25 protein-coding genes are annotated in these 21,413 nt (G+C 70.8%); 23 read left to right on the top strand and 2 right to left on the bottom strand.

The annotated features are described in order from the left end of the window. The first annotated feature begins 280 nt into the window (after positions 1-280). From ACH4SE_RS11525 to ACH4SE_RS11490, 8 genes are read left to right on the top strand one after another with little or no spacing between them, the layout of a single operon-like run. Positions 281-568, top strand: a complete 288-nt coding sequence (locus ACH4SE_RS11525; protein WP_398543110.1) for a hypothetical protein — start codon at positions 281-283, stop codon at positions 566-568. Continuing rightward, the gene (locus ACH4SE_RS11520; protein ID WP_398543109.1) at positions 552-2,042 is read left to right on the top strand and encodes a terminase; all 1,491 of its coding nucleotides are present in this window, start codon (positions 552-554) and stop codon (positions 2,040-2,042) included. The genes ACH4SE_RS11525 and ACH4SE_RS11520 overlap by 17 nt, the downstream gene beginning before the upstream one ends. A gap of 29 nt (positions 2,043-2,071) precedes the next feature. Beyond that, complete coding sequence (locus ACH4SE_RS11515; protein ID WP_398543108.1) at positions 2,072-2,281, top strand: hypothetical protein; 210 nt, start codon at positions 2,072-2,074, stop codon at positions 2,279-2,281. Continuing rightward, entirely contained in the window at positions 2,259-3,674 is a 1,416-nt protein-coding gene (locus tag ACH4SE_RS11510) for a phage portal protein (RefSeq protein WP_398543107.1), read from the top strand. Before ACH4SE_RS11515 ends, ACH4SE_RS11510 begins: the two co-directional genes overlap by 23 nt. After that, complete coding sequence (locus ACH4SE_RS11505; RefSeq protein ID WP_398543106.1) at positions 3,671-5,953, top strand: phage major capsid protein; 2,283 nt, start codon at positions 3,671-3,673, stop codon at positions 5,951-5,953. The genes ACH4SE_RS11510 and ACH4SE_RS11505 overlap by 4 nt, the downstream gene beginning before the upstream one ends. 56 nt (positions 5,954-6,009) lie before the next feature. Then, positions 6,010-6,348: a histone-like nucleoid-structuring protein Lsr2 gene (locus tag ACH4SE_RS11500; protein WP_398543105.1), complete on the top strand. Its 339-nt coding sequence runs from the start codon at positions 6,010-6,012 to the stop codon at positions 6,346-6,348. 1 nt (position 6,349) lies between these two features. Further along, positions 6,350-6,904, top strand: a complete 555-nt coding sequence (locus ACH4SE_RS11495) for a hypothetical protein (protein ID WP_398543104.1) — start codon at positions 6,350-6,352, stop codon at positions 6,902-6,904. Continuing rightward, the gene (locus ACH4SE_RS11490) at positions 6,904-7,365 is read left to right on the top strand and encodes a hypothetical protein (RefSeq protein WP_398543103.1); all 462 of its coding nucleotides are present in this window, start codon (positions 6,904-6,906) and stop codon (positions 7,363-7,365) included. The genes ACH4SE_RS11495 and ACH4SE_RS11490 overlap by 1 nt, the downstream gene beginning before the upstream one ends. On the opposite strand, the gene ACH4SE_RS11485 is transcribed toward ACH4SE_RS11490, so the two are convergent. Then, on the bottom strand, positions 7,362-7,847 hold the full coding sequence (locus ACH4SE_RS11485; RefSeq protein ID WP_398543102.1) for a hypothetical protein: 486 nt from the start codon (positions 7,845-7,847) through the stop codon (positions 7,362-7,364). The genes ACH4SE_RS11490 and ACH4SE_RS11485 overlap by 4 nt on opposite strands. Positions 7,848-7,920: 73 nt before the next feature. On the opposite strand from ACH4SE_RS11485, the gene ACH4SE_RS11480 reads away from it, so the two are divergent. The 15 genes from ACH4SE_RS11480 to ACH4SE_RS11410 all read left to right on the top strand — a co-directional run bounded on the left by ACH4SE_RS11480 (position 7,921) and on the right by ACH4SE_RS11410 (position 20,485). After that, positions 7,921-8,262, top strand: coding sequence for a hypothetical protein (locus ACH4SE_RS11480; RefSeq protein ID WP_398543101.1), 342 nt, complete (start codon positions 7,921-7,923; stop codon positions 8,260-8,262). Further along, entirely contained in the window at positions 8,259-8,519 is a 261-nt protein-coding gene (locus ACH4SE_RS11475; RefSeq protein WP_398543100.1) for a hypothetical protein, read from the top strand. The genes ACH4SE_RS11480 and ACH4SE_RS11475 overlap by 4 nt, the downstream gene beginning before the upstream one ends. Further along, entirely contained in the window at positions 8,516-8,998 is a 483-nt protein-coding gene (locus tag ACH4SE_RS11470; protein ID WP_398543099.1) for a hypothetical protein, read from the top strand. Before ACH4SE_RS11475 ends, ACH4SE_RS11470 begins: the two co-directional genes overlap by 4 nt. A 33-nt stretch (positions 8,999-9,031) precedes the next feature. Continuing rightward, complete coding sequence (locus ACH4SE_RS11465) at positions 9,032-9,478, top strand: hypothetical protein (RefSeq protein WP_398543098.1); 447 nt, start codon at positions 9,032-9,034, stop codon at positions 9,476-9,478. Between the two features lie 16 nt (positions 9,479-9,494). After that, positions 9,495-9,902, top strand: a complete 408-nt coding sequence (locus tag ACH4SE_RS11460) for a hypothetical protein (protein WP_398543097.1) — start codon at positions 9,495-9,497, stop codon at positions 9,900-9,902. A 161-nt stretch (positions 9,903-10,063) separates the two neighbouring features. Beyond that, positions 10,064-13,771, top strand: a complete 3,708-nt coding sequence (locus ACH4SE_RS11455; protein WP_398543096.1) for a phage tail tape measure protein — start codon at positions 10,064-10,066, stop codon at positions 13,769-13,771. Continuing rightward, complete coding sequence (locus ACH4SE_RS11450; RefSeq protein ID WP_398543095.1) at positions 13,768-15,246, top strand: hypothetical protein; 1,479 nt, start codon at positions 13,768-13,770, stop codon at positions 15,244-15,246. Before ACH4SE_RS11455 ends, ACH4SE_RS11450 begins: the two co-directional genes overlap by 4 nt. An 18-nt stretch (positions 15,247-15,264) precedes the next feature. Continuing rightward, entirely contained in the window at positions 15,265-16,350 is a 1,086-nt protein-coding gene (locus ACH4SE_RS11445) for a DUF5047 domain-containing protein (protein WP_398543094.1), read from the top strand. Positions 16,351-16,408: 58 nt separating this feature from the next. Further along, the gene (locus ACH4SE_RS11440) at positions 16,409-17,170 is read left to right on the top strand and encodes a hypothetical protein (RefSeq protein ID WP_398543093.1); all 762 of its coding nucleotides are present in this window, start codon (positions 16,409-16,411) and stop codon (positions 17,168-17,170) included. Positions 17,171-17,179: 9 nt separating this feature from the next. Further along, entirely contained in the window at positions 17,180-17,905 is a 726-nt protein-coding gene (locus tag ACH4SE_RS11435; RefSeq protein WP_398543092.1) for a hypothetical protein, read from the top strand. Beyond that, positions 17,905-18,282 (top strand): hypothetical protein, encoded by a 378-nt coding sequence (locus ACH4SE_RS11430; RefSeq protein WP_398543091.1) that lies wholly within the window; start codon positions 17,905-17,907, stop codon positions 18,280-18,282. Before ACH4SE_RS11435 ends, ACH4SE_RS11430 begins: the two co-directional genes overlap by 1 nt. A gap of 56 nt (positions 18,283-18,338) precedes the next feature. Beyond that, positions 18,339-19,355, top strand: a complete 1,017-nt coding sequence (locus tag ACH4SE_RS11425) for a glycoside hydrolase domain-containing protein (RefSeq protein WP_398543090.1) — start codon at positions 18,339-18,341, stop codon at positions 19,353-19,355. Between the two features lie 37 nt (positions 19,356-19,392). Then, positions 19,393-19,683 carry a hypothetical protein gene (locus ACH4SE_RS11420; protein ID WP_398543089.1) on the top strand — a complete coding sequence of 97 codons (291 nt, stop codon included), beginning with the start codon at positions 19,393-19,395 and terminating at the stop codon, positions 19,681-19,683. A gap of 34 nt (positions 19,684-19,717) precedes the next feature. Next, a complete protein-coding gene (locus tag ACH4SE_RS11415) occupies positions 19,718-20,011 on the top strand; it encodes a hypothetical protein (protein WP_398541010.1) in 294 nt (97 codons plus the stop codon). Between the two features lie 174 nt (positions 20,012-20,185). Further along, positions 20,186-20,485 carry a hypothetical protein gene (locus ACH4SE_RS11410; RefSeq protein ID WP_398543088.1) on the top strand — a complete coding sequence of 100 codons (300 nt, stop codon included), beginning with the start codon at positions 20,186-20,188 and terminating at the stop codon, positions 20,483-20,485. Positions 20,486-20,543: 58 nt separating this feature from the next. On the opposite strand, the gene ACH4SE_RS11405 is transcribed toward ACH4SE_RS11410, so the two are convergent. Continuing rightward, complete coding sequence (locus ACH4SE_RS11405; protein ID WP_398543087.1) at positions 20,544-21,401, bottom strand: helix-turn-helix domain-containing protein; 858 nt, start codon at positions 21,399-21,401, stop codon at positions 20,544-20,546. Positions 21,402-21,413: the final 12 nt, after the last annotated feature.

Raw genomic sequence — 21,413 nt, 5'->3', positions numbered from 1 at the left:
GAAAGCCCCTCGACCGGATATCCGGCAGAAGGGCTTCGGGATTTCGCATTCGGCGGTTTGCTCGTCTTCGGGCTTCTCTCGCCTGTCTGAAGGTTCCCGCAGGTCAGGCCGGACGTCAAGGGCTCCGGGGGTCGAAATGAAAAAGAACTGTGCGACCTGCGGGGACCCGTTCGAAGCAAAGCGCAGCACAGCGAAATACTGCTCCGACCGGTGCCGCGTACAGGCACAGCGCCGTGCCGGTAGCGGTGACGGCACGGTCATCGCGTTCGGGCTCGCGGCCGTGCCGCCACCGTCGGAGCGAGCCCCGGAGCGGGGGCCGCTGGAGTCGGCAGCGCTGGCGGAACTGGAGGCGGTCGGGCGGGCGGAGACGCTCGCCGGCGGCGTGGTGCTGGCCTTGGCCCGCCGGATCGACCAGGCCGGCCCGGACGACACCGGGTCCGGTTTCGCGGCGCTGACGAAGGAGTTGCGGGCGTCGCTGGCGGCCGCGGTGGCGGGCGCCGAGCAGTCCGACGACATCGACCGGCTGAGGCGGCAGCGGGAGGAGAAGCGGCGTGGCCGGGCTGGTTGAGCCGTCGTTCTCCTGGGTGCCGGAGCATGTGGACACCTACGGCCCGCAGGTCGCCGAGCTCTGTCGGTTGGCGAAGTTCGCCCCGGATCCCGAGCAGCAGCTGATCCTCGACGCACTGTTCGCTGTCGATGAGGCCGACCGGGCGGTGGCGCTGGAGTCGGCGGTCATCGTCGGCAGGCAGAACATGAAGACGGGCCTGCTGAAGATGGCCGTGCTGGGCTGGTTGTTCCTGACGGATCAGCGCCTGGTGGTGTGGAGCGCGCACGAGTTCCGGACCAGTCAGGAAGCGTTCCGGGACATGGAAGAGCTGATCATGGGGACGCCGCAGTTCGCGAGGCGGGTGAAGGACATTCACCGCGGGAACGGTGACGAGGCGATTGAGCTTCATGGCGACCGCCGGTTGATGTTCAAGGCCCGGACGAAGTCCGGCGGTCGTGGGCTCACCGGCGACAAGATCATTCTTGATGAGGGGTTCGCGCTCCAGCCCAGCCACATGGGCAGTCTCTTCCCCACGCTGGCGGCCCGGCCGGATCCGCAGGTGGTGTACGCCTCCAGCGCGGGCAAGGTCGAGTCCGGCGTGCTGCGGGGCGTGCGGGACCGGGGTCGGCCCGGCGGTGAGCGGCGGTTGGCGTACTTCGAGTGGTGCGCGCCGCCGCCGAAGGAGGTGTGTGCGGACGGGGAGTCGTGCACGCACGCGCTGGATGTCGAGGGCTGCGGGTGCGACAACCTGGAACTGGTGAAGGCAGCCAACCCCGCGGTCGGCAAGCGCATCAGCCTGGACTACGTGATGGGCGAGCGCCGGGCGCTGCCGCCGGCTGAGTACGCCCGGGAGCGCATGGGCTGGTGGGACGACCCGATCGGCGGCGAGGTCCCGATCAAGCCCGGCGACTGGACGGCGTGCCTGGACGAGGAGTCCCGGCGGACGGGACCCGTCGCGCTGGCGGTGGACATCACCCCGGACCGGTCGGTTTCCAGCATCGCGGTGGCCGGGCGCCGGGCGGACGGCTTGGTGCACGGCGAGGTGATCGAGCACCGGGCTGGCACCGGATGGGTCATCGAGCGCCTGGTCGAGTTGTTCCGGACGGTCCAGCCGACACCGGTGGCGCTGGTGATCGATCCCGCAGGGCCGGCAGGCAGCTTGGAGAAGAAGCTGCTGGAGCGGGGCTTCGTCACCGACAAGGACGTGCCGGGGGGGAAGTGGCGGCTGCACTTCGTCGGCTCCCGCGAGTACGCGCAGGCATGCGGGGCGCTGGCCGACGACGTCGCGAACGGCGAGTTCCGGCACATCGGGCAGGCGCCGCTGGATACGGCGGTGGACGGGGTGCAGACCCGGCCGCTGGCGGAGGCGTGGGCGTGGTCCCGTCCGAAGAGCGGGGCGACGATCGCTCCGCTGGTCGCGGTGACGTTGGCGCGGCATGGGCACGCCACGTTCGGGGTGGTGGAGCCGGTGGCGCCTTTCGTGCTGTTCGGGTGAGGGAGGTGGGTGCTGTGGCGGTGCCGAGTGTGGAGATTCCGCTGGATCGGATCACCGCCCGGGCCCGGCAGGTGCGGTTCTGGCGGACGGTCCTGACGGCCCTGGCGGGGCTGTTGTTCGGGGCGGGCTGGGTCGCGGCGAAGGCGTGCGCGCTGGTGTGGCTGGCGGTCGCCTGGATGGCGACGGCGGCGCAGATGGGATGGCGGGAGGCGCGGCGTGGGACTGATCGACCGCATTAACGCCGCACGGGCCACCCAGCCCGGCCCGAGCCGCCGTGACGCGGCGCTGGGCCTGGGTCAGTGGGCGCAGTATTTCCAGTTCGGCGGCCTGGACTACCCGATCGTGCAGACCACGATGGGCAACATCGACGAGGAGGCTGTCGCGCTGACCGCGACGGCGGCGGCGAAGTCGAATGGGCCGATCTTCTCGCTGGTTCTGGCGCGGCAGCAGATCTTCTCCCAGGCGCGGTTCCAGTGGACCCGGTTCCAGGCCGGTGCCCCGACGGACCTGTTCGGCTCGTCCGAGCTGGGTGTGCTGGAGCGCCCATGGCCGGGCGGCACGACAGGGGACCTGCTGGGGCGGATGGAGTGGAACGTCTCCACGGCCGGCAACGCCTACGTGCGGCGCACGGCCGCGGACCGGCTGAACGTGCTGCACCCGCACTGGGTGATCATCGTGCTCGGGTCGCAGACCGACGCCGAGCATCCGGCGGAGGCCCCGGACGTCGAGGTCGCCGGGCATGTGTACGACCCGCCGTCGGGGCGCATGCAGTTCTACCCCGCTGACGGTTCGAACGGCAGGATCGCGCACTTTGCGCCGATCCCCGACCCGGACTTCCACTTCCTCGGCATGTCGTGGATCACCCCGGTGCTGCGGGAGTTGCAGGCCGACGGCATGGCCACCGAGCACAAGTACCGGTTCTTCCAGAACGCTGCGACACCGAATCTGGCGATCAAGTACGACCCGTCGGTGAGCTTGGAGCAGGTCAAGGCCTTCAAGGCCCTGATGGAGGAAGAGCACACCGGGGTCGCGAACGCGTACCGGACGCTGTACATGGGCGGCGGTGCGGACCCGAAGGTGATCGGCGCGGACATGCGCCAGCTGGACTTCGCAGCCACACAGGGCAAGGGCGAGTCACGGCTTGCCGCGGCCGCGGGCGTGCCGCCGTCCTGGGTGGGTTTCTCCGAGGGACTCCAGGGCAGCGCGCTGAACGCCGGGAACTTCTCCTCCGCCCGCCGCCGGCTGTCGGACGGAACGCTGGAGCACCTGTGGTCAAACGCGGCGGCCTCCCTGGAGGTGCTGCTGACCCCACCGGACTCCGGGTCGAGCCTCTGGTACACGACCCGGTCTGTGGCGTTCATGCGGGAAGACGCGGAGGTTCTCGCGCGGATCCAGCAGACACAGGCGCAGACCATCACCGCCCTGGTCCGCGACGGGTTCACCGCGAAGTCGGCGACAGCCGCGGTCATGAACAACGACATGTCCCTGCTGGTCCACACCGGCCTGACGTCGGTGCAGCTGCAGCCGCCAACCGACGGCCAGGAGCCGATCAGCGGCGAGAACAGCGGCCAGGCGCCCCCGGCAGCCGGCGCCGCGCCTGGCCAGACCCCAGCGGAAGGAGCCGGGCAGTGACCGGTGAGCTGTATCAGCGCGTGTTCGCGCTCGACGACATCGAGATTCGCGCCGGCGGCGACGGTCGCACCGTCACCGCCTACGCCGCGGTCTTCGACTCCCCGACGCACATCGTCGACCAGGACGGCGAGTACGACGAGCAGATCGCGCGGACCGCGTTCGACAAGACGCTGCGCGAGCGGGCGGGCCGGATCGGGGTGTTCTACCACCACGCCCGCACGTTGCACGGGTCACCCTCGGACCTGGGGTCGGTACCGATCGGTACGCCGGTCGAGCCGCCGCGGGCGGACGGGCGCGGCCTACTGACCGTGACCCGGTACAACCGCTCGGCGCTGGCCGATGCGGTGCTGGAGTCCATCAAGAACGGCGACATCAAGGGCCAGTCCTTCAGCGGGCGGTTCATCAAGTCCGACCCGAAGGGCCCCTACGTACCGGCCCGCTCCGGGGCACGCACGCTGGTGACGCGGCAGGAGATCGCGCTGCTGGAGTACGGGCCGACCCCGATCCCGGCCTACTCCGACGCCGCGATCCTCGGGGTCCGCTCCGAGGAGGAGCAGACCCCGCAGGCGCCCGAGCCCGCGGCGGCCGAGACCCCTGCGCCACGGGAGAGCATCACCCTCACGAGCACGAGCACTTCGAGCCGCGCACCGGCCGCGGGCACTCCAGCCGCCCCCCAGGGCACTGCAGCCGCCCCCACGCCCGCGCCCGGCCCCGGAGCCGCAACCGAGCCGCGCACGCACTCGGACCACACCGACCAGACAAGGAGTACGGGCATGGCCCGAGAGACCGACGAGCGCATGACCGTCGAGGAGCGCACCGCGCGGCTCGGCGAGATCAGTGTGCGGCTGCAGGAGATCGACACCGAGTTCAGCGGTGCGACGCTGCCCGAGGACGTGCAGGCCGAGTGGGACGACCTCAACGGCGAGCACGACCGGCACGAGGCGGCCATCGCCGCGACGGCCGAGCGCGCCGAGCGCCTGCGGCAGCTGGCCGCGGTGCCGGGCGGGACCGAGCGCGCCACCGTGGGCGGGGCCACCCGCGCCGGCGGGTACGGGCGGCAGGCGCCCGCGCTGATCCGGCGCCCGGACGACATCTACAACCTGGCCGAGGTCCGCCAGCAGGCCCGCAGCATCGACGACATGGCCGACCTGTACCGGGACCGCGCGATGCGCGCGATCGAGACCAGCGAGTTTCCCGGCGTCGAGAGCCGCGAGGCCGCGCAGGAGCGGGCCGAGCAGCTGCTGACCCGCGTGGACGACGAGGAGGGCACCCTGGCCCGCCGCATGCTCGCCACCGGCAGCCCGATCTACAACCGGGCGTTCGGGAAGATGCTCACGCAGTTCTCCCGGGACGGCCTGACCTCGGAGGAGTCCCGCGCCCTGTCGCTGGGCGTGGACGCGGCCGGCGGCTTCGCAGTCCCGATGCAGCTGGACCCGACCGTCATCCTCACCTCGGACGGGTCGATCAACCCGCTGCGGGAGGTCGCCCGGCAGGTGCAGGTCGTCGGGAAGAAGTGGGAGGGCGTCACCTCCGCCGGGGTCACGGTGACCCGCGGTGCGGAGGGTGACGAGGCCCCCGACTCCACCCCGACCCTGGCGCAGCCGTCCGTGGACACCCAGCGCGTGCAGGGCTTCGTGCCCTTCACCGTCGAGCTGGAGGCCTCCTGGAACGCGATGCGCGGCGAGGTCACCATGCTGCTGCAGGACGCCAAGGACAACGAGGAGGCGTCCAGCTTCATCCTCGGTGACGGCACCGGCGACAACCCGAACGGCCTGATCGGCACCATGCCGTCCGGCTCCCGCGTCGGCCAGACCGGCAGCGCGGGCGCCCTGACCGTCCCCGACGACCTGTTCGCCGTCGAGAACGCCCTCGGCCCGCGGTTCCGCAGGAACGCAACGTGGATGGCGAACAAGGCCATCTACAACAAGGTCCGCGGCGCCGCGGAGTCCAAGGGCGGTCTGGCCGGCGACCTGTGGGCGCGGCTCCAGCCCGGCATGCCGCCGGAGCTGATCGGCTACCCCGCCTACGAGGCGTCCGCGATGGACGGAGCCATCGCCTCCTCCGGGGCCGTCGCCAACTACGTCGCCGTCCTGGGCGACTTCAAGCGCGGCTTCCTCATCGTGGACCGGATCGGCATGAGCATCGAGCTGGTGCCGCACCTGTTCGGCGCGAACGGGCGTCCGACCGGTCAGCGCGGCATCTACGCGTACTGGTCGAACAACTGCAAGATCCTCGTCCCGAACGCGTTCCGCGTCCTGAACGTGGTCTCCCCGGCCTGACCCGACCGGCGCCCCGCTCCAACGGGCGGGGCGCCAACCACAGAGAGGAGGTCGCCGTGGCAGGCGGCATCTACGTCGCACGGAAGTCGGCGGCGCTGGTCTTCGCCGGGAAGACCGTGTTCATCGAGGAAGGGTCCACGATGGCCCGCGAGGGCCACCCGATCCTCGACGCGGCCGGCGAGATGTTCCAGCCGGTCTTCGTTCACTTCGAGGTCGACGGTGAGGACGGGCAGACCCCCGCACCCGAGAAGCAGGAGAAGAACGCGCCGGTGGAACAGCCCGCAGCGAAGGACGTCCGGGCGTGGGCGAAGGAACAGGGCATCGAGGTGCCCGTTCGCGGCGCCGTCCCGCAGGACGTCACGGACGCATACGTGGCGGCCCACCAGGGGGCGTGACGTGCCCTCCATCCTGACGCTGGACGAGGCCAAGCGGCAGTTGCGTATCCCCGCTGACGACACCAGTGCCGACACGGAGATCCAGGCGTACTGCGATGGCATCACGCCCGTCATCGAGGACTACAAGCGCGAGGTGATCGTGCAGCGGACGGTCACCGAGGACATCGAGTGGGTGTCGCAGGGCGGGCGCCGGTTCCGGCTGTGGTCGGTGCCGGTCATCTCCATCACGTCCCTGACCGCGGTGGCTGGGGGGCAGACGTGGGACCCGGCAGGCCTGCGGGTGACCCGCGACACCGGACTGGTGCGCGTCCTGTCCGGGCCCCCGCTGACCTGCCTGGCCGAGGCGGTGTACGAGGCCGGGTACGAGGTGATCCCGGACCACTACAAGCGGGGGGCCGCGGTGGTGCTGCAGCACACCTGGGAGACGCAGCGCGGTGTCGGCGGCCGGCGGGCAGGCGTGGTCGGCCCGGAGGAGACCTACGACCCGCGCTGGTCCTACACCATCCCGCGCAAGGCCCTTGAATGGTTGGGCGCCTCGCGGCCGGTGGTGGGCTGATGGTCTGGCAGTCGACGGTCCCGGACGCCCTGGACGCCCTCGTGGCGGCGTTGCGTGCCGCGCCCGGTCTGGCGGACGTGACGGTCTTCGACGGGCCCGTGGTGACAGCCTCTGGGCAGGTGGAGGCCATCACGGTCGGCGCCGGGGACGAGGAGGACCCGACGGCGGTCGAGGGGCAGAACGCTCGCGAGGGCCTGGCGCCCATGCCCGACCGGGAGCAGTACACGATCCGGTGCGCGGCGCTCGTCCTGAACGGTGCGGGGAACATGCCCGCCGCCCGCCGTCGCGTCTACCAGCTGCTCGGGGAGGTCGGCGGCGTCCTCGCTGCTGACCAGCGCCTCGGTGGGGTCGTGATGATGGCCCGGCTCGGGACCAGCACCCTCACGCAGGTCCAGGACGAGACCGGGGCCGCAGCCACCGTCGCATTCGCCGTCGAGATCGATGCCTTCACCCGCCGCTAGCCGGCTGCCTGGTCCGCGAGGGTGCTCTTGCACTTCGGGCACGTGCCGTTGCGCTCGGCCCGCCGAGTGAGGGTCCCCGCGATTCCTACGGCTACGAAGAAGGCGACGAGGGCAGTGATGACGCCCACCCCGACAGGGTGGACTGCGGCCGGCCACGCCGCGAGGCTCCGCAACGCGCCCCCGTCGGGCTCCACGTCCGTGAAGCAGGCGACTACCGACACGACGACGGCGGCCAACTGAAGCAGCGCGATGAACGTGGCGAGCTTGCCCCAGCCGTTTCGGACGACTGGGCGGACAGGCTGGTCGCAGTTCTGGCAATACACGTCGCCCTGGGATGACTTCGTCGCAGCTTGCGGATCCTCTTTCGCCCCTGCAACGGCGTCGGACTGGTCGCGCAGCGCCTTGATGGCCAGCATGCGCGCGGTCCCCTTCAGCTCCGGGTGCTCGCGCTCGACCTGATCGCGGGCGTCTTTCAAGTTCATTGCCATCTCCCTGTCCCTGGTCGGGCCGATGGTCGCACCACAACCCTCCCACGACTCCACGAACGGAGATTTCATGGCCGCCTTGACCACCCACGTGGTCCCTTTGCAGGGGCTGCAGCTGGACGCGCAGTTGGTCGCGGCTACGTCCGGCGGTGACACCTGCCAGACCGGCGCTGGTGTTTTCCTCGCGATCAAGAACGCGGACGCGTCGAGCCACACGGTGACGCTGGCGACGCCGCAGACCGTCGACGGGGACCTGACGGTCTCCGACCGCACGGTGTCGGTGGCCGCCGGTAAGACGGAGCTGATCCCGGTAACCGACCGGTACCGCGACCCGGCGACGGGGCGGGCCGCCATCACCTACGACGGTGTCACCTCCGTGTCGGTGGCCGTGGTGCGGGTGGCGGCGTCATGAGCGACCGCGTGTGGATGAGCCACCCGGAGCTGCCCGACAGCCCGCCGATCCAGGTGGGCCGGTTGCAGGTCCCGCACTACGCCGCCGCGGGCTGGGTCGAGACCGACGCCCCCGCAGCTCCGGCGCGTCCCGTGCCCGCGAAGGCAGCCTCCGCACCGGAGTCCTCCGGCGAGCCGCAGGCACCCGAGCCCACCCCTGAGCCCGACTCGCCCAAGAGGCGGCGCTCCACGTCCGACAAGGAGGCGACGCCGTCATGAGCGCGACCCCGATCAGCCAGTCCACCCGCTACTACCGCCAGGGCATCTCGAAGGTGCTGTGGGTGCCCTCGATCGCGACCCTGTCGGCGCCGACGCGGTCGGAGATCAACGCAGGCATCGACCTGTCCCCGGAGATCAGCGCGACGTCGGGGTGGGAGGTCACCGGCAACACCGAGGACGTCAACGCGCTGGGCTCGCGCTTCACGGGCAAGGTCCCCAGCAACACCGAGGCCGGCGACTCCAGCCTGACGTTCTTCGCGGACGCCACCAGTGTCGACGTCCGCGCGGTCCTGCTGCGCGGCGACTTCGGCAACATCGTGTGGATGGACGAGGGCGACGTCGCCGGGTACCTCATGGACATCTTCCCCGTGCAGGTCACCGGCGTACCGAAGCAGCGCGACATCACCGCGGTCGCCGAGATCATGGTGAACTTCGCGACGCTGCGCGAGCCGGCCGAGAACGTCGTCATCCCCGCCTGAGCCGTGAGCGTCGAGCTGCGGCACGGCCGGGACTTGACACGCATCAGCCGCGAGCTCCGCAGGATGGACGACAAGGAGCTGCTCAAGCGGTTCCGCCGCGAACTGCGGGCCGCAGCCAAACCGCTGGTGCCGGCCGTGCGGGCATCCATCCGGGCCATCCCCTCCAGCCGCCCCTACACCGCGGCGGGGCTGCGCGGGCAGCTCAGCCGGGCCACCGGGCTGGAAGCCAAGACCACGGGCCGTCAGGCGGCGGTCATCATCCGGGTCGACGGCCGCAAGATGCCGACCAAGGCGAAGAGCCTCCAGGCGTACATGGAGGGCACCAAACCGCGCTGGCGGCACCCGGTGTACGGCAACCGCAAGGTCATCGTGCAGCAGTCCCCGCACCCGTACTTCTTCACCGTCATGCGGGCCTCCGGCCCCCGGGCGCGCGTCGCCGTGAACCGGGTCATCGACCAGGTCAGCAAGGACATCACCTAGGAAGCGAGCACCACACATGACCCTGTCCCGTGACGCCATCATCGCCGCGGTCGACTCCCGTACCGAGACGGTGCCGTGCCCCGAGTGGGGTGGTGACGTCAACATCCGCTCGATGACCGGCGCCGAGCGAGACGAGTACGAGAACGGGCTGCGCAAGAAGGGGCAGCTCGACCTGCGGAACGCGAGGGCCCGGCTGCTCGTGCGGGTCCTCGTCAACGAGAACGGCACCAGGATCTTCGCCGACCAGGACGCTATGGCCCTCGGCAAGAAGAACGCCGCGGTCCTGGAGCGTCTCTACGACGTGGCCGCGCGCCTGTCCGGCATGACCGACGAGGCGGCCGAGGACGCGGAGGGAAACTCCGAGGAGACGAAGGAGCCTTCCGACGGTTCACCTTCGTCCTCGCCCGAGACCTCGGAGGCATGACCCGGGCGGAGATGCTCGCCCGGATCAGCTCCCAGGAGCTGACCGACTGGATGGCGCTCTACCGCATTGAGGCCGCCGAACGCGCCGCAGAAGCCGACACGTAGCACCCCCTCTTCCATCCCGGGTCCCGCCCGGCCGGCACAGGCAAGGGGGTGGGTGCTGTGGCGATCCGCACGTCGGGTGTCCGGTACGACCTCATCGCCCGAGACTCCGCGTCCCGGACTTTCAGCCGCGTGGGCGGCTCAGCCTCCAAGCTGGAGCGCAGGCTGGGCAAGCTCGCGAAGGCCGGGCTCGCCACGGGCGCCGCCCTGGCTGCGGGCGTCGCGGTCGGTCTCGCCGAGGGCACCAAGAAGGCTGTCGCCTTCGAGGCTGAGATGAAGAAGATCCAGACGCAGGCCGGGGCCAGCGCTAAGGACGTCGGAACCCTCTCCAAGCAGGTGCTGGAACTCGGCAAGTCCACCCAGCAGGGCCCGCAGAAGCTCGCCGAAAGCCTGTACCACCTCAAGAGCGTCGGTATGGACAACGTCGAGGCGATGACGGCGCTGAAGACCGCCTCGGATCTGGCGGCGGTCGGAGGCAGCGACCTCGAAGCCACCACCAACGCGCTGGCCGGCGCGTGGCGGACCGGCATCAAGGGCGCTGACAACTTCGGCAAGACCGCGGCCACTGTCAACGCCATCATCGGCGCCGGCAACATGCGCATGGAGGACATGGTCGCCGCGCTCGGCACCGGAATCCTGCCGACCGCGAAGACCTTCGGGCTCACCTTTGCGCAGGTGGGTGGCGCTTTGGCGCTGTTCACGGACGAGGGTATCGACAGTGCGAGTGCGGCGACGAGGCTGCGCATGTCGATCTCGCTGCTGGCGGCTCCGTCCAAGGCGGCGGAGAAGCAGCTCAAGAAGATCGGCTTGACCGGCAACATGCTGGGCAAGGCGATGCGGTCCAAGGACGGCATCATCGGCGCGATCAAGCTGCTGTCCGAGCACCTGGGCAAGTCGGGGCTGGACGCCACCCACCAGGCGGCCCTGCTGTCGCGCGCGTTCGGCGGCGGGAAGTCCAGCTCCGCGATCCTGTCCATGGTCAACAACTTGGACGTGCTGGAGAAGAAGCAGGTCCAGATCAATAGCTCGATGGGCAAGTACGGGCCTGCGGTGGAGGCCCAGCGGAAGACCGCGGCAGCACAGCTCAAAATCATCCGGTCGAACCTCGAAGTGTTCGCGATCAAGACCGGCAACGTATTGCTGCCGCCGCTGACCGGCTTCGTCACGTACATCACGAAGACGGCGCTACCTGCGGTCGACCGGTTCGGGCACGAGCTGGTGACGAAGTTCGTGCCGGTCGACCAGATCAAGAGCAGCTTCACGACGGCGAGTGGCCTGGTGTCGGACTTCTTCGACGGGCTCACCCCGAAGAAGGCACCTAGGATGCCGTCGCCGCAGATCAAGGCCCCGACGATTCCGAGCATGATTGCGCGTCCGAAGCCGCAGAAGTCGGAAGCGCGGCAGTTCGGCGAGCAGCTGCGGAAGCTCATCTCCGGCGGCATCGGTGACGCCGTGAAGGGCGTCGACTGGGGCAAGCTCGGACGCCAGATCGGCGCAGGCCTGGCTACGGCCATCGGCTGGGTTGGGCAGCACCTGTCGGATCTCACCACGCGAGTCATCAAGGCTCTCGGGAAACTCGACTACGTCAAGATCGGCAAGTCTTTCGGGAAGATGGCGATTCCGCTGTCCATCGGGTTCGTCCGGTCGCTGTTCGACCCGCTGTTCACCGCGGACTTCTGGCGGAAGCACTGGCTGGACACCATCGTTGCGGTGGTTTCGCTGGTGCCGGTCGGCCGTATCGGCGGGGCGTTGGCGAAGGTGTTCGAGAAGATCCCCGTCCTGAAGATGTTCGCCCCTCTCCTGAAGAGCCTCGGCGGGCTCGGGAAGCTTGTCGAGAAGCCCCTCGGCGGGATCCTGAAGGGGGTGGGTGCGGTGGTCCGCGGTGTCGGGCGCGGTTTCGTCCTGGGCTTCGAGCGGGTCTTCCCGGAGGCCAGCCGGACCCTGTTGGCGAAGTTGGACGAGCTCGTGCTCAAGGTCTTCGGGTACGGCGCGCGGGCCGGTGCCGCCGGGATCCGCTTCGTGCAGGGCCTCGGCAACGGCATCGTCCGTGGTGGCGTGTACGTCGGTACCGCGATCGGCCGGCTTGCGGGGAACCTGGTGAAGCCGTTCATGCGGTCTGGCACGTGGCTGGTGGCTGCGGGTGCCGCGCTCGTCAACGGGTTGCTCCACGGTGTCGGCACCAGCCTGCTCGGGGTCGGCAAGTGGCTGTACTCGCACATGGTCTCCCCGATCGTGGGGGCGGTGAAGTCCCTGTTCGGGATCCACAGCCCCTCCACGGTGTTCGCGTCGATCGGTGGGGATTTGGTGCGTGGGCTGCTGTCCGGCATCTCTTCGGCTGTCGCGGGAATCGGGAAGTGGCTGTACGGCCACCTCGTCTCCCCGATCAAGGGTGCTTTCGATGGCGCCGGCGACTGGCTGTACGGCAAGGGCAAGGACGTCATGTCCGGGCTGCTGTCGGGGCTGCGGGCCGGTTTCAAGGGCGTCAAGGACTTCCTCGGCACCGTGAAACGGGCGACGACTGGGAGCTCTGGTGGCTCCGCTGGTGCTCTCGGTGGGAAGGTCGCCGGCTTCGCGTCCGGCGGTGTGGCCCGCCCCGGGACCCTGGCGTGGGTGGGTGAGAAGGGCCCGGAGCTGATGCGGGTCGGCTCGACCGGCACCCGCATCTACAACCACGCCGACTCGATGGCACTGGCTGGCACCACGGGCACGAAGCTGCCGGGGTACGCGAGCGGCACCTCGAAGTCCAGCACGATCGCGCGTGACCTGGCAGCAGCGGTGCGCGGTGCCCTGTCCAACGGGTTTTTGAAGGCGTTGGAGACCGGGACCGCGTCGGGAGTCGCGTCGGCGATCAAGTCCATGAACACCAAGCTCCAGCACGCTGGGGCGGGGGGGCTGGTCGCGGGCAACCTTCGGACGTCCACACGGATGCAGGGCCTGGCCAACCGGCGGGCGTCGATCGCGGCGCAGATCACCCAGGCGCGGCAGGCCGTGACGGACCAGGCGCAGAGCCTCGCTGACCTGCTGAGCGTCACCGACACGTCGGCGACCAGCATCAGTGGTCTCATCGCCCAGATGCGGCAGGGGCAGGCCGGGGCGTCCGCGTTCGCGAAGGAAACCGCGAGCCTGTCGAAGCGCGGGCTGAACAAGACCCTGTTGACGCAACTGGCGGATGCGGGGCCGGGCAGTCAGCTCGCGAAGATCCTTTCAGGCGCCTCGTCCAGCGACATCAAGGCCCTGAACAAGCTGGCGGCCTCGCAGTCGGCGCTCACGACCAGCTTCGGCAAGACGATGGCCGACGCGATGTACGACTCCGGCGCCCAGGCCGGGAAGGGCTTCCTGAGCGGGCTCCAGGCGCAGGAGAAGGCGCTCCAGGCGGAGATGAACCGCCTCGCAGCCGGGATGGTGTCGACCATCAAGCGGCGGCTGGGCATCCACAGCCCCAGCCGGGTGATGCACGAGCAGGTCGGCAAGCAGACCGCGCTCGGCGTCGTCAGCGGCATGCGGGCGTACACCCCGCATGTTGAGCGGGAAGCCCAGCGCATGGCCGACACCGCCGCGGCGGTACGGGCCCGCAACGTCGCCGGTGGCCTTCCGGCCGGCGGGGGCAGCGCAGTGGTGGTGCAGCCGGTCATCCACATCCACACGGACGATCCACGGCTGCGGGACCTCATCCGGGTGGAGATCGAACCCGTAGTGCAGGCATCCGAGGCGCGAACGAGGGCCCGGGAGACCCGGTCGGCGTTCCGGGCGAAGGTGGGGACGTCGTGACGATCTCGTACAGCGCGGCGGGTGCGCTGAGCTCGGCGGCGTCCAGCATCACCCCCGCGTACCCGGCCACCCCGACCGTGGGGCAACTGCTTGTACTGGTCGTCACGTCGGGGCATACGGACGATCCGACGCCGTCCACCCCGTCCGGGTGGACGCTCGTGGACTCCACATCCGGCGGCGGCGGATCCTTCGGGGCAGGCGTCGGCCCGCGGCGCCTGACGTGGTTCGTGCGCGTCGCGGCCGGCGGGGACACGGCGCCGACGACGGCGATCCCTTCCGGGTCGTCCGGGTCGCTGATCTCCGGCCGCATCCACGTCCTGACCCGGTCGGCAGGCACGGGGTGGCGGTGGGCGGTCAGCGTCGGCGCCGACACGTCCAGCGGCACCGGATTCTCCGCGGTGGGCGGTGCTGCGCTCACCTGGGCGGCGGGGGACATGGCCCTGCTCGGGTACGCCCTCGGCGCGTCCACGGCGTCCCTCACGGCGGAGGCTGTGGCGGCGACGGGCATCACTTACGGCACGGTCACCGAGCGGGCTGACGACGCGGTAGCGACGGGTGATGCTGCCCGGCGTGCCCTCGCCACCTGCACAGTGTCGTCCGGTGCGGGCACGCAGACGCCGACAATCACGGCGACTCTCGCGGCCGCCGCGACCGGTGTGGCGGGGGTGCTGCGGGTTCGGGAGGCGTCCGCGACCATCAGCGCGGCCGCGCAGACGACGTTCCCTCCCCGCAACCTCGTCACCGTGGGCGGCTTGGCGGCGGACAACATCGTCACCGCGAGCATCTACCAGGTCGTCGGCGACACCCGCACCGCGGTGCGGGCCGGGACCAGCGTGGACGTCACCGGACACGACGTGGCCCTCCGCGTTGACGCCGAACAGCCCCTCGGGGTGCCGGTCGCCTACGCGGCAGACCTCACCGATGTGAACGGGGCCACGTGGACGGTGACCACCACCAGCTCGATCACCTCGACGGTCGGCGGTGACGTCATCTCCGACGCCGTGCAGGGCATCGGGGCGCTGTGCGTCATCGAGGCCGGATGGGAGAAGACCCGCTCCCGGGACGCCTCCACGTCGAACATCGCCGGAAGGTTGATCACGGTCAGCCGCCGCCGCGGCGGCGCCACCGCCACGATCACCGTGCGGACCGAATCCGACGCCGAATCCGACGCCATGCACCAGGTGCTCCAGGGGGCGACCGAGGGCGTGCTGCAGATCCGCAAGCAGGTCACCATGTCGCGGGTCGACGGCTACTACGCCGTCACCGACGACACCGAGCGGCCCCACTGGTACGACGAGTACACCTGGTGGGACCTGACCACAGCTGAGTCGACGTCGTGGCCGGCGGGGCTGGAGGCGACGGGATTCACGTTGGGCGACCTGGCGGCCGCGTTCCCCGGCACCCTCGCCGACCTGGCGGCCGCGTTCTCCGGCCAGACGCTGCTCGACCTCGCCCAGTACGACTTCGGCGCGTAAGGGGGCACCGTGCTGGACATGTCCACCGAGGCCCTGGAGGTCGTCACCGGGTCGTACACCATGGAGATGCGGGTCAGTAGCTGGCTGGGTGACGAGCTCCTCGCGGACGTGATCCCTATCGCGGATGGCACCGAGACCCGTGACCGGTCCCTGGCCGTACCCGAGCAGCTGACCCTGTCTGTGCCCCGCCGCGACAACGGGGTGTCGTGGGAACCGGTACAGCCCACCGACCCGCTCGCCGCCTACGGGCAGCAGCTGCATGTGGACTACGGGGTGGACGTCGGCGGGCACTTCGAGTGGATCCGTCGCGGCGTTTTTCTGATCACCGACTCCAGCGCGGACGACATGACCGTGTCGGTGGCGTGTGAGGGCCTGCTGTCGCTGATCAACGAGGCGCGGCTCGCGGCCCCGTTCCAGCCCAGCGGGACTCTGGCCAGCACCGTCCGTGCGCTCGTCGAGCCCGCCCTGACCGTGCAGGTAGACGGGGCACTGACCGACCGCACCGTGCCGCTGGGCCTGGAGTGGGACGACGACCGCATGGCCGCGCTGCAGGAGGTGCTGACGGCGTGGCCGGCCGCCGCCCGGGTCACCGAGGACGGGCTGCTGCTGGTCGAGCCGGTCACGGACGGCACTCCCGGCTCCCCGGTCCTGGCGCTGACGGACGGTGTCGGCGGGACGGTGGTCCGCTGGTCCGGGTCCACGACGAGGGATGGCGCGTTCACCGCGGTCGTGGCCCAGGGCGAGGACGCGACTGGTGCCCAGATCACCGGGGTCGCCTATGACACGGACGGCAACAGCCCGTACCGGATCGGCGGGCCGTTCAGTCCGCTGATGGTGCCGTACTTCTACTCCAGCAGCCTGCTGACCACCGTGGCCCAGTGCCGGGCCGCTGCGTCAACCCGGCTGACGACGCTGCGGCGCACCGCGTCACGCACCCTGGACGTGACCTGCCACCCGCACCCGGGGCTGGTCCCCGGCGACATCGTCTCCGTCACCAGCGCCGACAACGGCCTCGCGGGGGCGCTCGCGAGTATCGAGACGCTGGAACTCCCGTATGCGCCGGGCCAGATGACCATGACGGTCCGCATCCTGGCGGGGGGCTGAAATGGCCGACTGGCGCGATCGCAAAGTGCGCCTGGCGGGGCGTGGGGCGCTCATGGGCATGGCCGGTGGCCCCGTCGCCTCCGGGGCTGTCCCGGTGTACGTCAGCGGCGTGCTGATCACGGCACGCGCGGTCGCGGGCCTGTCGGGTGTGGCGTCGGGGACACCGCTGATGCTGCAACGGGTCGGGTCGTCGTGGTGGGCGGTCGCCGCCGCGGCGGCCGCCCCGAGCGTGCCTCCGGCGACGGCCACCCCTCCGGACGGCGACTCCGGGGACGCGGCGCCGCCGCCGAAACCGGTCACCACCACCGGCTCCCTGGTGGTCGCGCCGGTCGCGACAAGCTCCTACCGCGACGGGCACTGGCGCACCGACATCGGCCCGTCCACCTCCGCAGACACCATCCAGGGCCGCTACTCCGGAAGCAGCTATGGGTCGTCGTCCGGGTACGTCTTCTATGGCAGTAAGCCTCACACGCTGTCGGGTGCGACCTGCACGAAAGCCACGGTGAAGCTCCGGCGGTTGTCGTCCGGCGACTACGGGCTGCGGGCCCCCACCCTCCGCCTTGTCACCCAGACCACCAGACCGTCCGGCGCCCCGACTCTGAACGAATCCACAGCCGGACCGTCCCTCGGCGTGCAGGGCCAGGTCTCGCCCAGTGAGGCCACGTTCACGCTGCCCACGTCATGGGGCCAGGCCCTGATCGACGGCACACGCGGCGGCATCGGCATGGTCATCAGCGGCGACACCCCGTACATCCGCCTCGCCGGGCGCGGCTCCTGGTCCGCCGCCTGGACCCTCACCCTCTACTGGCGCCGCTCCTGAGGAGAGCCCGTGACACAGACCACCCCCAACGGGATCCCGTACCCGGAGGAGACCGACAGCACGAGGCTCTGGGAGCACTTCGAGTCCCTCGCCAACGCCATCGACCCCCAGCTCGGCGCACCCAGCAGGCAGATCTTCACCAGCTCGGGCAGCTGGTCGATGCCTGCGAACGCCAAGTGGCTGCGTGTGCAGGTGCAGGCCGGGGGCGGCGCCGGACACGTGGCGGCGGCGACCAGCACCAGCCAGACCTCGTGCGGCGGCGGCGGGCAGGGCGGCGGGTACGGCGAGTCCCTGCTGCTCGCCTCAGCCGTCAGCAGCACCGTGTCCGTTACCGTCGGCGCCGGGGGCGTGGCGGGCGGCGGCGCCGGCGGCGACAGCAGCTTCGGCAGCTACGTGACAGCGGGCGGGGGTGCTGGTGGCGCCACGAGCGGCGCGGACGGGACCGCCACCGCGGTCGCCGGGGGTGGGGCCACGCAGACGATCGTCGGCGACATCGCCCACCAGGGCCAAGGCGGCGGCGCCGGGGTGAAGTTCGGTGCGGCCGGCGCGGCGGGCGGCCACGGCGGGGCCAGCCACATGGGCGGCGGTGCCCGCGGTGTCGCCACCAACGGCGTCGGCGTCGCCGGCGGCACCTACGGCGGCGGCGGATCCGGCGCCGCCAACACCGCGTCCCAGGCCCAGCGCTCCGGCGGCAACGGCGCCGCGGGCATCGTCATCGTCACCACCTACTTCTGATGACGACCCCACCGGACAACAGCGCCGACAACATCGTCGAGCTGCGAGACGCGACCATGACCCAGCAGTGGGACATCACCACCCGCACCTACCGCTGCTACGAAAACGGCACCCTGCTCGAAGAGCGGCCCTTCACCGACGCCGAGAACGCCGACGTGACCGCCGCCATCACCCAGCAGACACGGGACACCAACGAAGCGACGCTGCTCACCCAGGCCCGCAACGCCTACGCCACCAACACCACGTACCTCGCCGCTGTCAACGCGGGGACCGCGACGACAGCCACGCACATCGCCCAGGTGCCAGCCCTGACCCGGCAGATGCAGGGGATCATCCGGCTCATCGTCGGAGCCGACTTCCTCGACGGCACCAACTGATCTTCACCCGCCCCGCGCCCGTTGGCCGGGGCTTTCGCATGCCCGGAGGGCACAGCATGACGGACGGCCTGGACTACTCGTATGGGCGGCCTGGCGGCGCCGCGCTCGCGAAGGCGGGCGCACGCTTCGCGGCCCGCTATCTCTCGCACAGCGAGGGCAAGAATCTGACGCGGGCGGAGGCTGACGACCTCGCGGCGCACGGCGTGTCCTGCGTGGTGGTCTGGGAGACGACCGCGCAGCGCGCGGGCGCGGGCCGGGCCGCGGGCATCGCGGACGCCAAGGCGGCCGCGCAGCAGGCGGCGGCGTGCGGCATGCCGAAGTCGCGCCCGATCTACTTCGCGGTGGACTACGACGCCAGCCCGAGCGCGGTCGCGGCGTACTTCGGCGGCGTCGTCAGCGTGCTCGGCCTCGCGCGGACGGGGGTGTACGGCGGGTACCGCGTCGTCGACTACCTCCTCGACCACAAGCTCGCGTCGTGGGCGTGGCAGACGGTCGCCTGGTCCGGCGGCCGGTGGGACGCGCGGGCGCACATCCGGCAGTACGCGAGCACGGTGACGATCGCAGGCGTGAGCTGCGACAAGGACACCGCGATGGCCGCCGACTACGGCCAGTGGACGCCGGGGCATCCGCCCGCGACCGAGCCCACCAGCGTCGTCCCGGCCGCGCACACCACCACCGTTCGGGAGGACGACATGCCGCCGACCCTGCTCACCGAGTCCAGTGACAAGGACACCCCCGTGCCCGCGGGCGAGTGGACGACGATCGCGATGGCCGCGGACACCGCGCTGCTCCAGGGCCCGTGCACGTACCAGCTGACCGCCTACGTCACGGTCAAGGGCACCCCGGGCACCCGGATCACCGGGCGCTTCTACGACCTGCCGCTGGCCACGAAGCGGCACAGCTCCGACCTGCCCGTGGACCTGGGCGTCATCGGCGCGGACGGCATCCTCAACGCCGCGCTCAGCCGGCCGGGCGCACTCGACAAGAACGAGCAGCTGAAGGTCGAGCTCTTCGCGGCCTCGCCGGCGACTGTGGCCTACCGCGTGCTGCGCGCCCTGACCTGGCGCCCCTGACAACCCTCATCCCTACCAGCAGAAACGGATCTTCACCATGACCCTGTACGACACGCTGGCCAGTCTCTGGCGCACCGTGGTGCCGATGATCGTGGGCGCGCTCGTCGCGGCTCTCGCGCACGCCGGGATCGGCGTCGACTCCGCGGCCGCCACGGTGTGGCTCGGTAGCGCGTTCGGTGCCGCCTACTACGCCTTCTTCCGCGTCCTGGAGGCCCACGTCTCCAGCCGGTGGGGCTGGCTGCTCGGGCTGGCCCGGCCGCCCCAGTACCCGGCCAAGGCGACCCCTGCCCCCGCGGTGGTCCCGCCGTCCGCGATGCCGGGGGCCTGATGGGTAGGGCACGAAGCGGGCTGGAGGTGAGCGCATGGACGGGCTGATAGCCATCCAGGGCGGCGCCGCCGGGATCCTCGCGGCCGCCGTGATGCTCGTCCTCACCGGCCGGCTCGTGCCCCTGTCCGTCCTGCGGGACGTGCAGCACCAGCGGGACACCTGGCAGGAGGCGCACCGCGAATCGGAGGCCGCACGTGCGGAGGAGCGGGCGCAGACGCGCGAACTGCTCGAGGTGGCGCGGGTCGCCGACCACGTGCTGACGTCTCTGCCCCGGCCGGGGGAGGTGGGTCATGGGGTGGCTGGCGCGGATGCGGACGCGGCGCGGTAGGCGGGCGGCGCGGACACAGCAGGCGGAGTTCGCGCTCGCGCGGACGCAGGTTGCACGGCAGGAGGCGCGGGAGCGGCGGCCGGAGGTGGCCGCCGTCACGGGGAGGCTGCGCGAGCTGAGGGAGCGGAACCACTTCGCGGAGATGATCTCCGCTGCACTACGTGGGGGGCAGGGATGAGCTGGGCAGAGGTGGCCAACGCGGTGGCGTCGGGGGCGGTGGCGCTGGCCGCGGTGGCGTTCGTGGCCACGTACCACGCGCTCGCGCCGTGGCGTGCCAGCGCGACGGGCCGGCACGTGATGACGTTCTCCGCCGCGGTGGGTGCGCTGGGGGCGTACACGGTGGCGGTGACGCTGTGGCCGGACGGGACGGCCGCGACGGTTCTGCGGGTGGCCCGGGTGGTGGTGGTCCTCGGCCTGGCAGGGCTGCTGGTGCAGCGGACATGGATGGTGATCCGGGCGCAGAAGCGCCGCTGACTGGGGGAAGCGCCCCGTCTGGCCGTGTGCCGGGCGGGGCGCTTCGTCATGTCCGGGATCAGCCGAGCGCGTCAATGGCGGCCACGATCAGAGCCCGTGCATCCGCCCCGTACACCGCCATGCTCCGCAGCCGCTCGAAGGTCTTGAGGTACTGGTCGACCTCGCTCGGCTGGGTCACCGACACCTCAGCCGAGACAAGCTCAACCGTCACCAGCTTGTCGTCGTAGACAGCGAACGTCTCTTCAGGCCACTGCGTGCGCCGTCGCGTGGACATGGGGATGACCCCGAGCGACACGGCCGGCAGCGCGCCGGCGGCCAGGAGCGAGCCGAGTTGTGCAGCCATCGCATCCTCGTCGGCCATCTGGTGGCGGAGGACGCTCTCCTCGATGACTACCGCAACGCGGCGGCCCGGCGCGTGGATGATCCGGGACCGCTCAAGCCGGGCTTGGGCGGCGTCCGCGATGTCCTCGGCCGGAAGATCGTGCACTGCTGATGCGATGGCGAGCACGCCCTGGGCGTATCCCTCAGTTTGGAGGAGGCCCGGCACGACGGTGGAGGAGTAGACGCGGAACCGGTGCGTCTCGTGGAAGAGGGTGACGATGCTCTCCTGGACCGCCCTGAGGCCCACCCGCATCTGCTGACGCCACTCCCGGTACATGGCCTCTGCATTGAGAGACTGGGCGATCAGGTCGGTGGCATCGGCTTCCTCCGCCTTGGTGGCTGCACACCACAGGCGGATGTCTTTCGCCGAGGGACCGGTCTGGCCGTTCTCGACACGTGAGGTCTTGGAGTAGTGCCAGCCGCACGCGGTAGCCAGCTCCACGATCGTCAAGCCCGCCTCTTTCCGTAGCTCGCGCAGGCGCTGAGCTACCGCGATGCGTGCGGCTTGCGCGGAGGAGGACGGGGATGTGGGCATGGGCTGGCTACC

The sequence above is a fragment of the Streptomyces sp. NPDC020983 genome (assembly GCF_044333485.1).
Taxonomy (GTDB): Bacteria; Actinomycetota; Actinomycetes; order Streptomycetales; family Streptomycetaceae; genus Actinacidiphila.
This window is presented reverse-complemented; position numbering and strand designations above follow the sequence as displayed.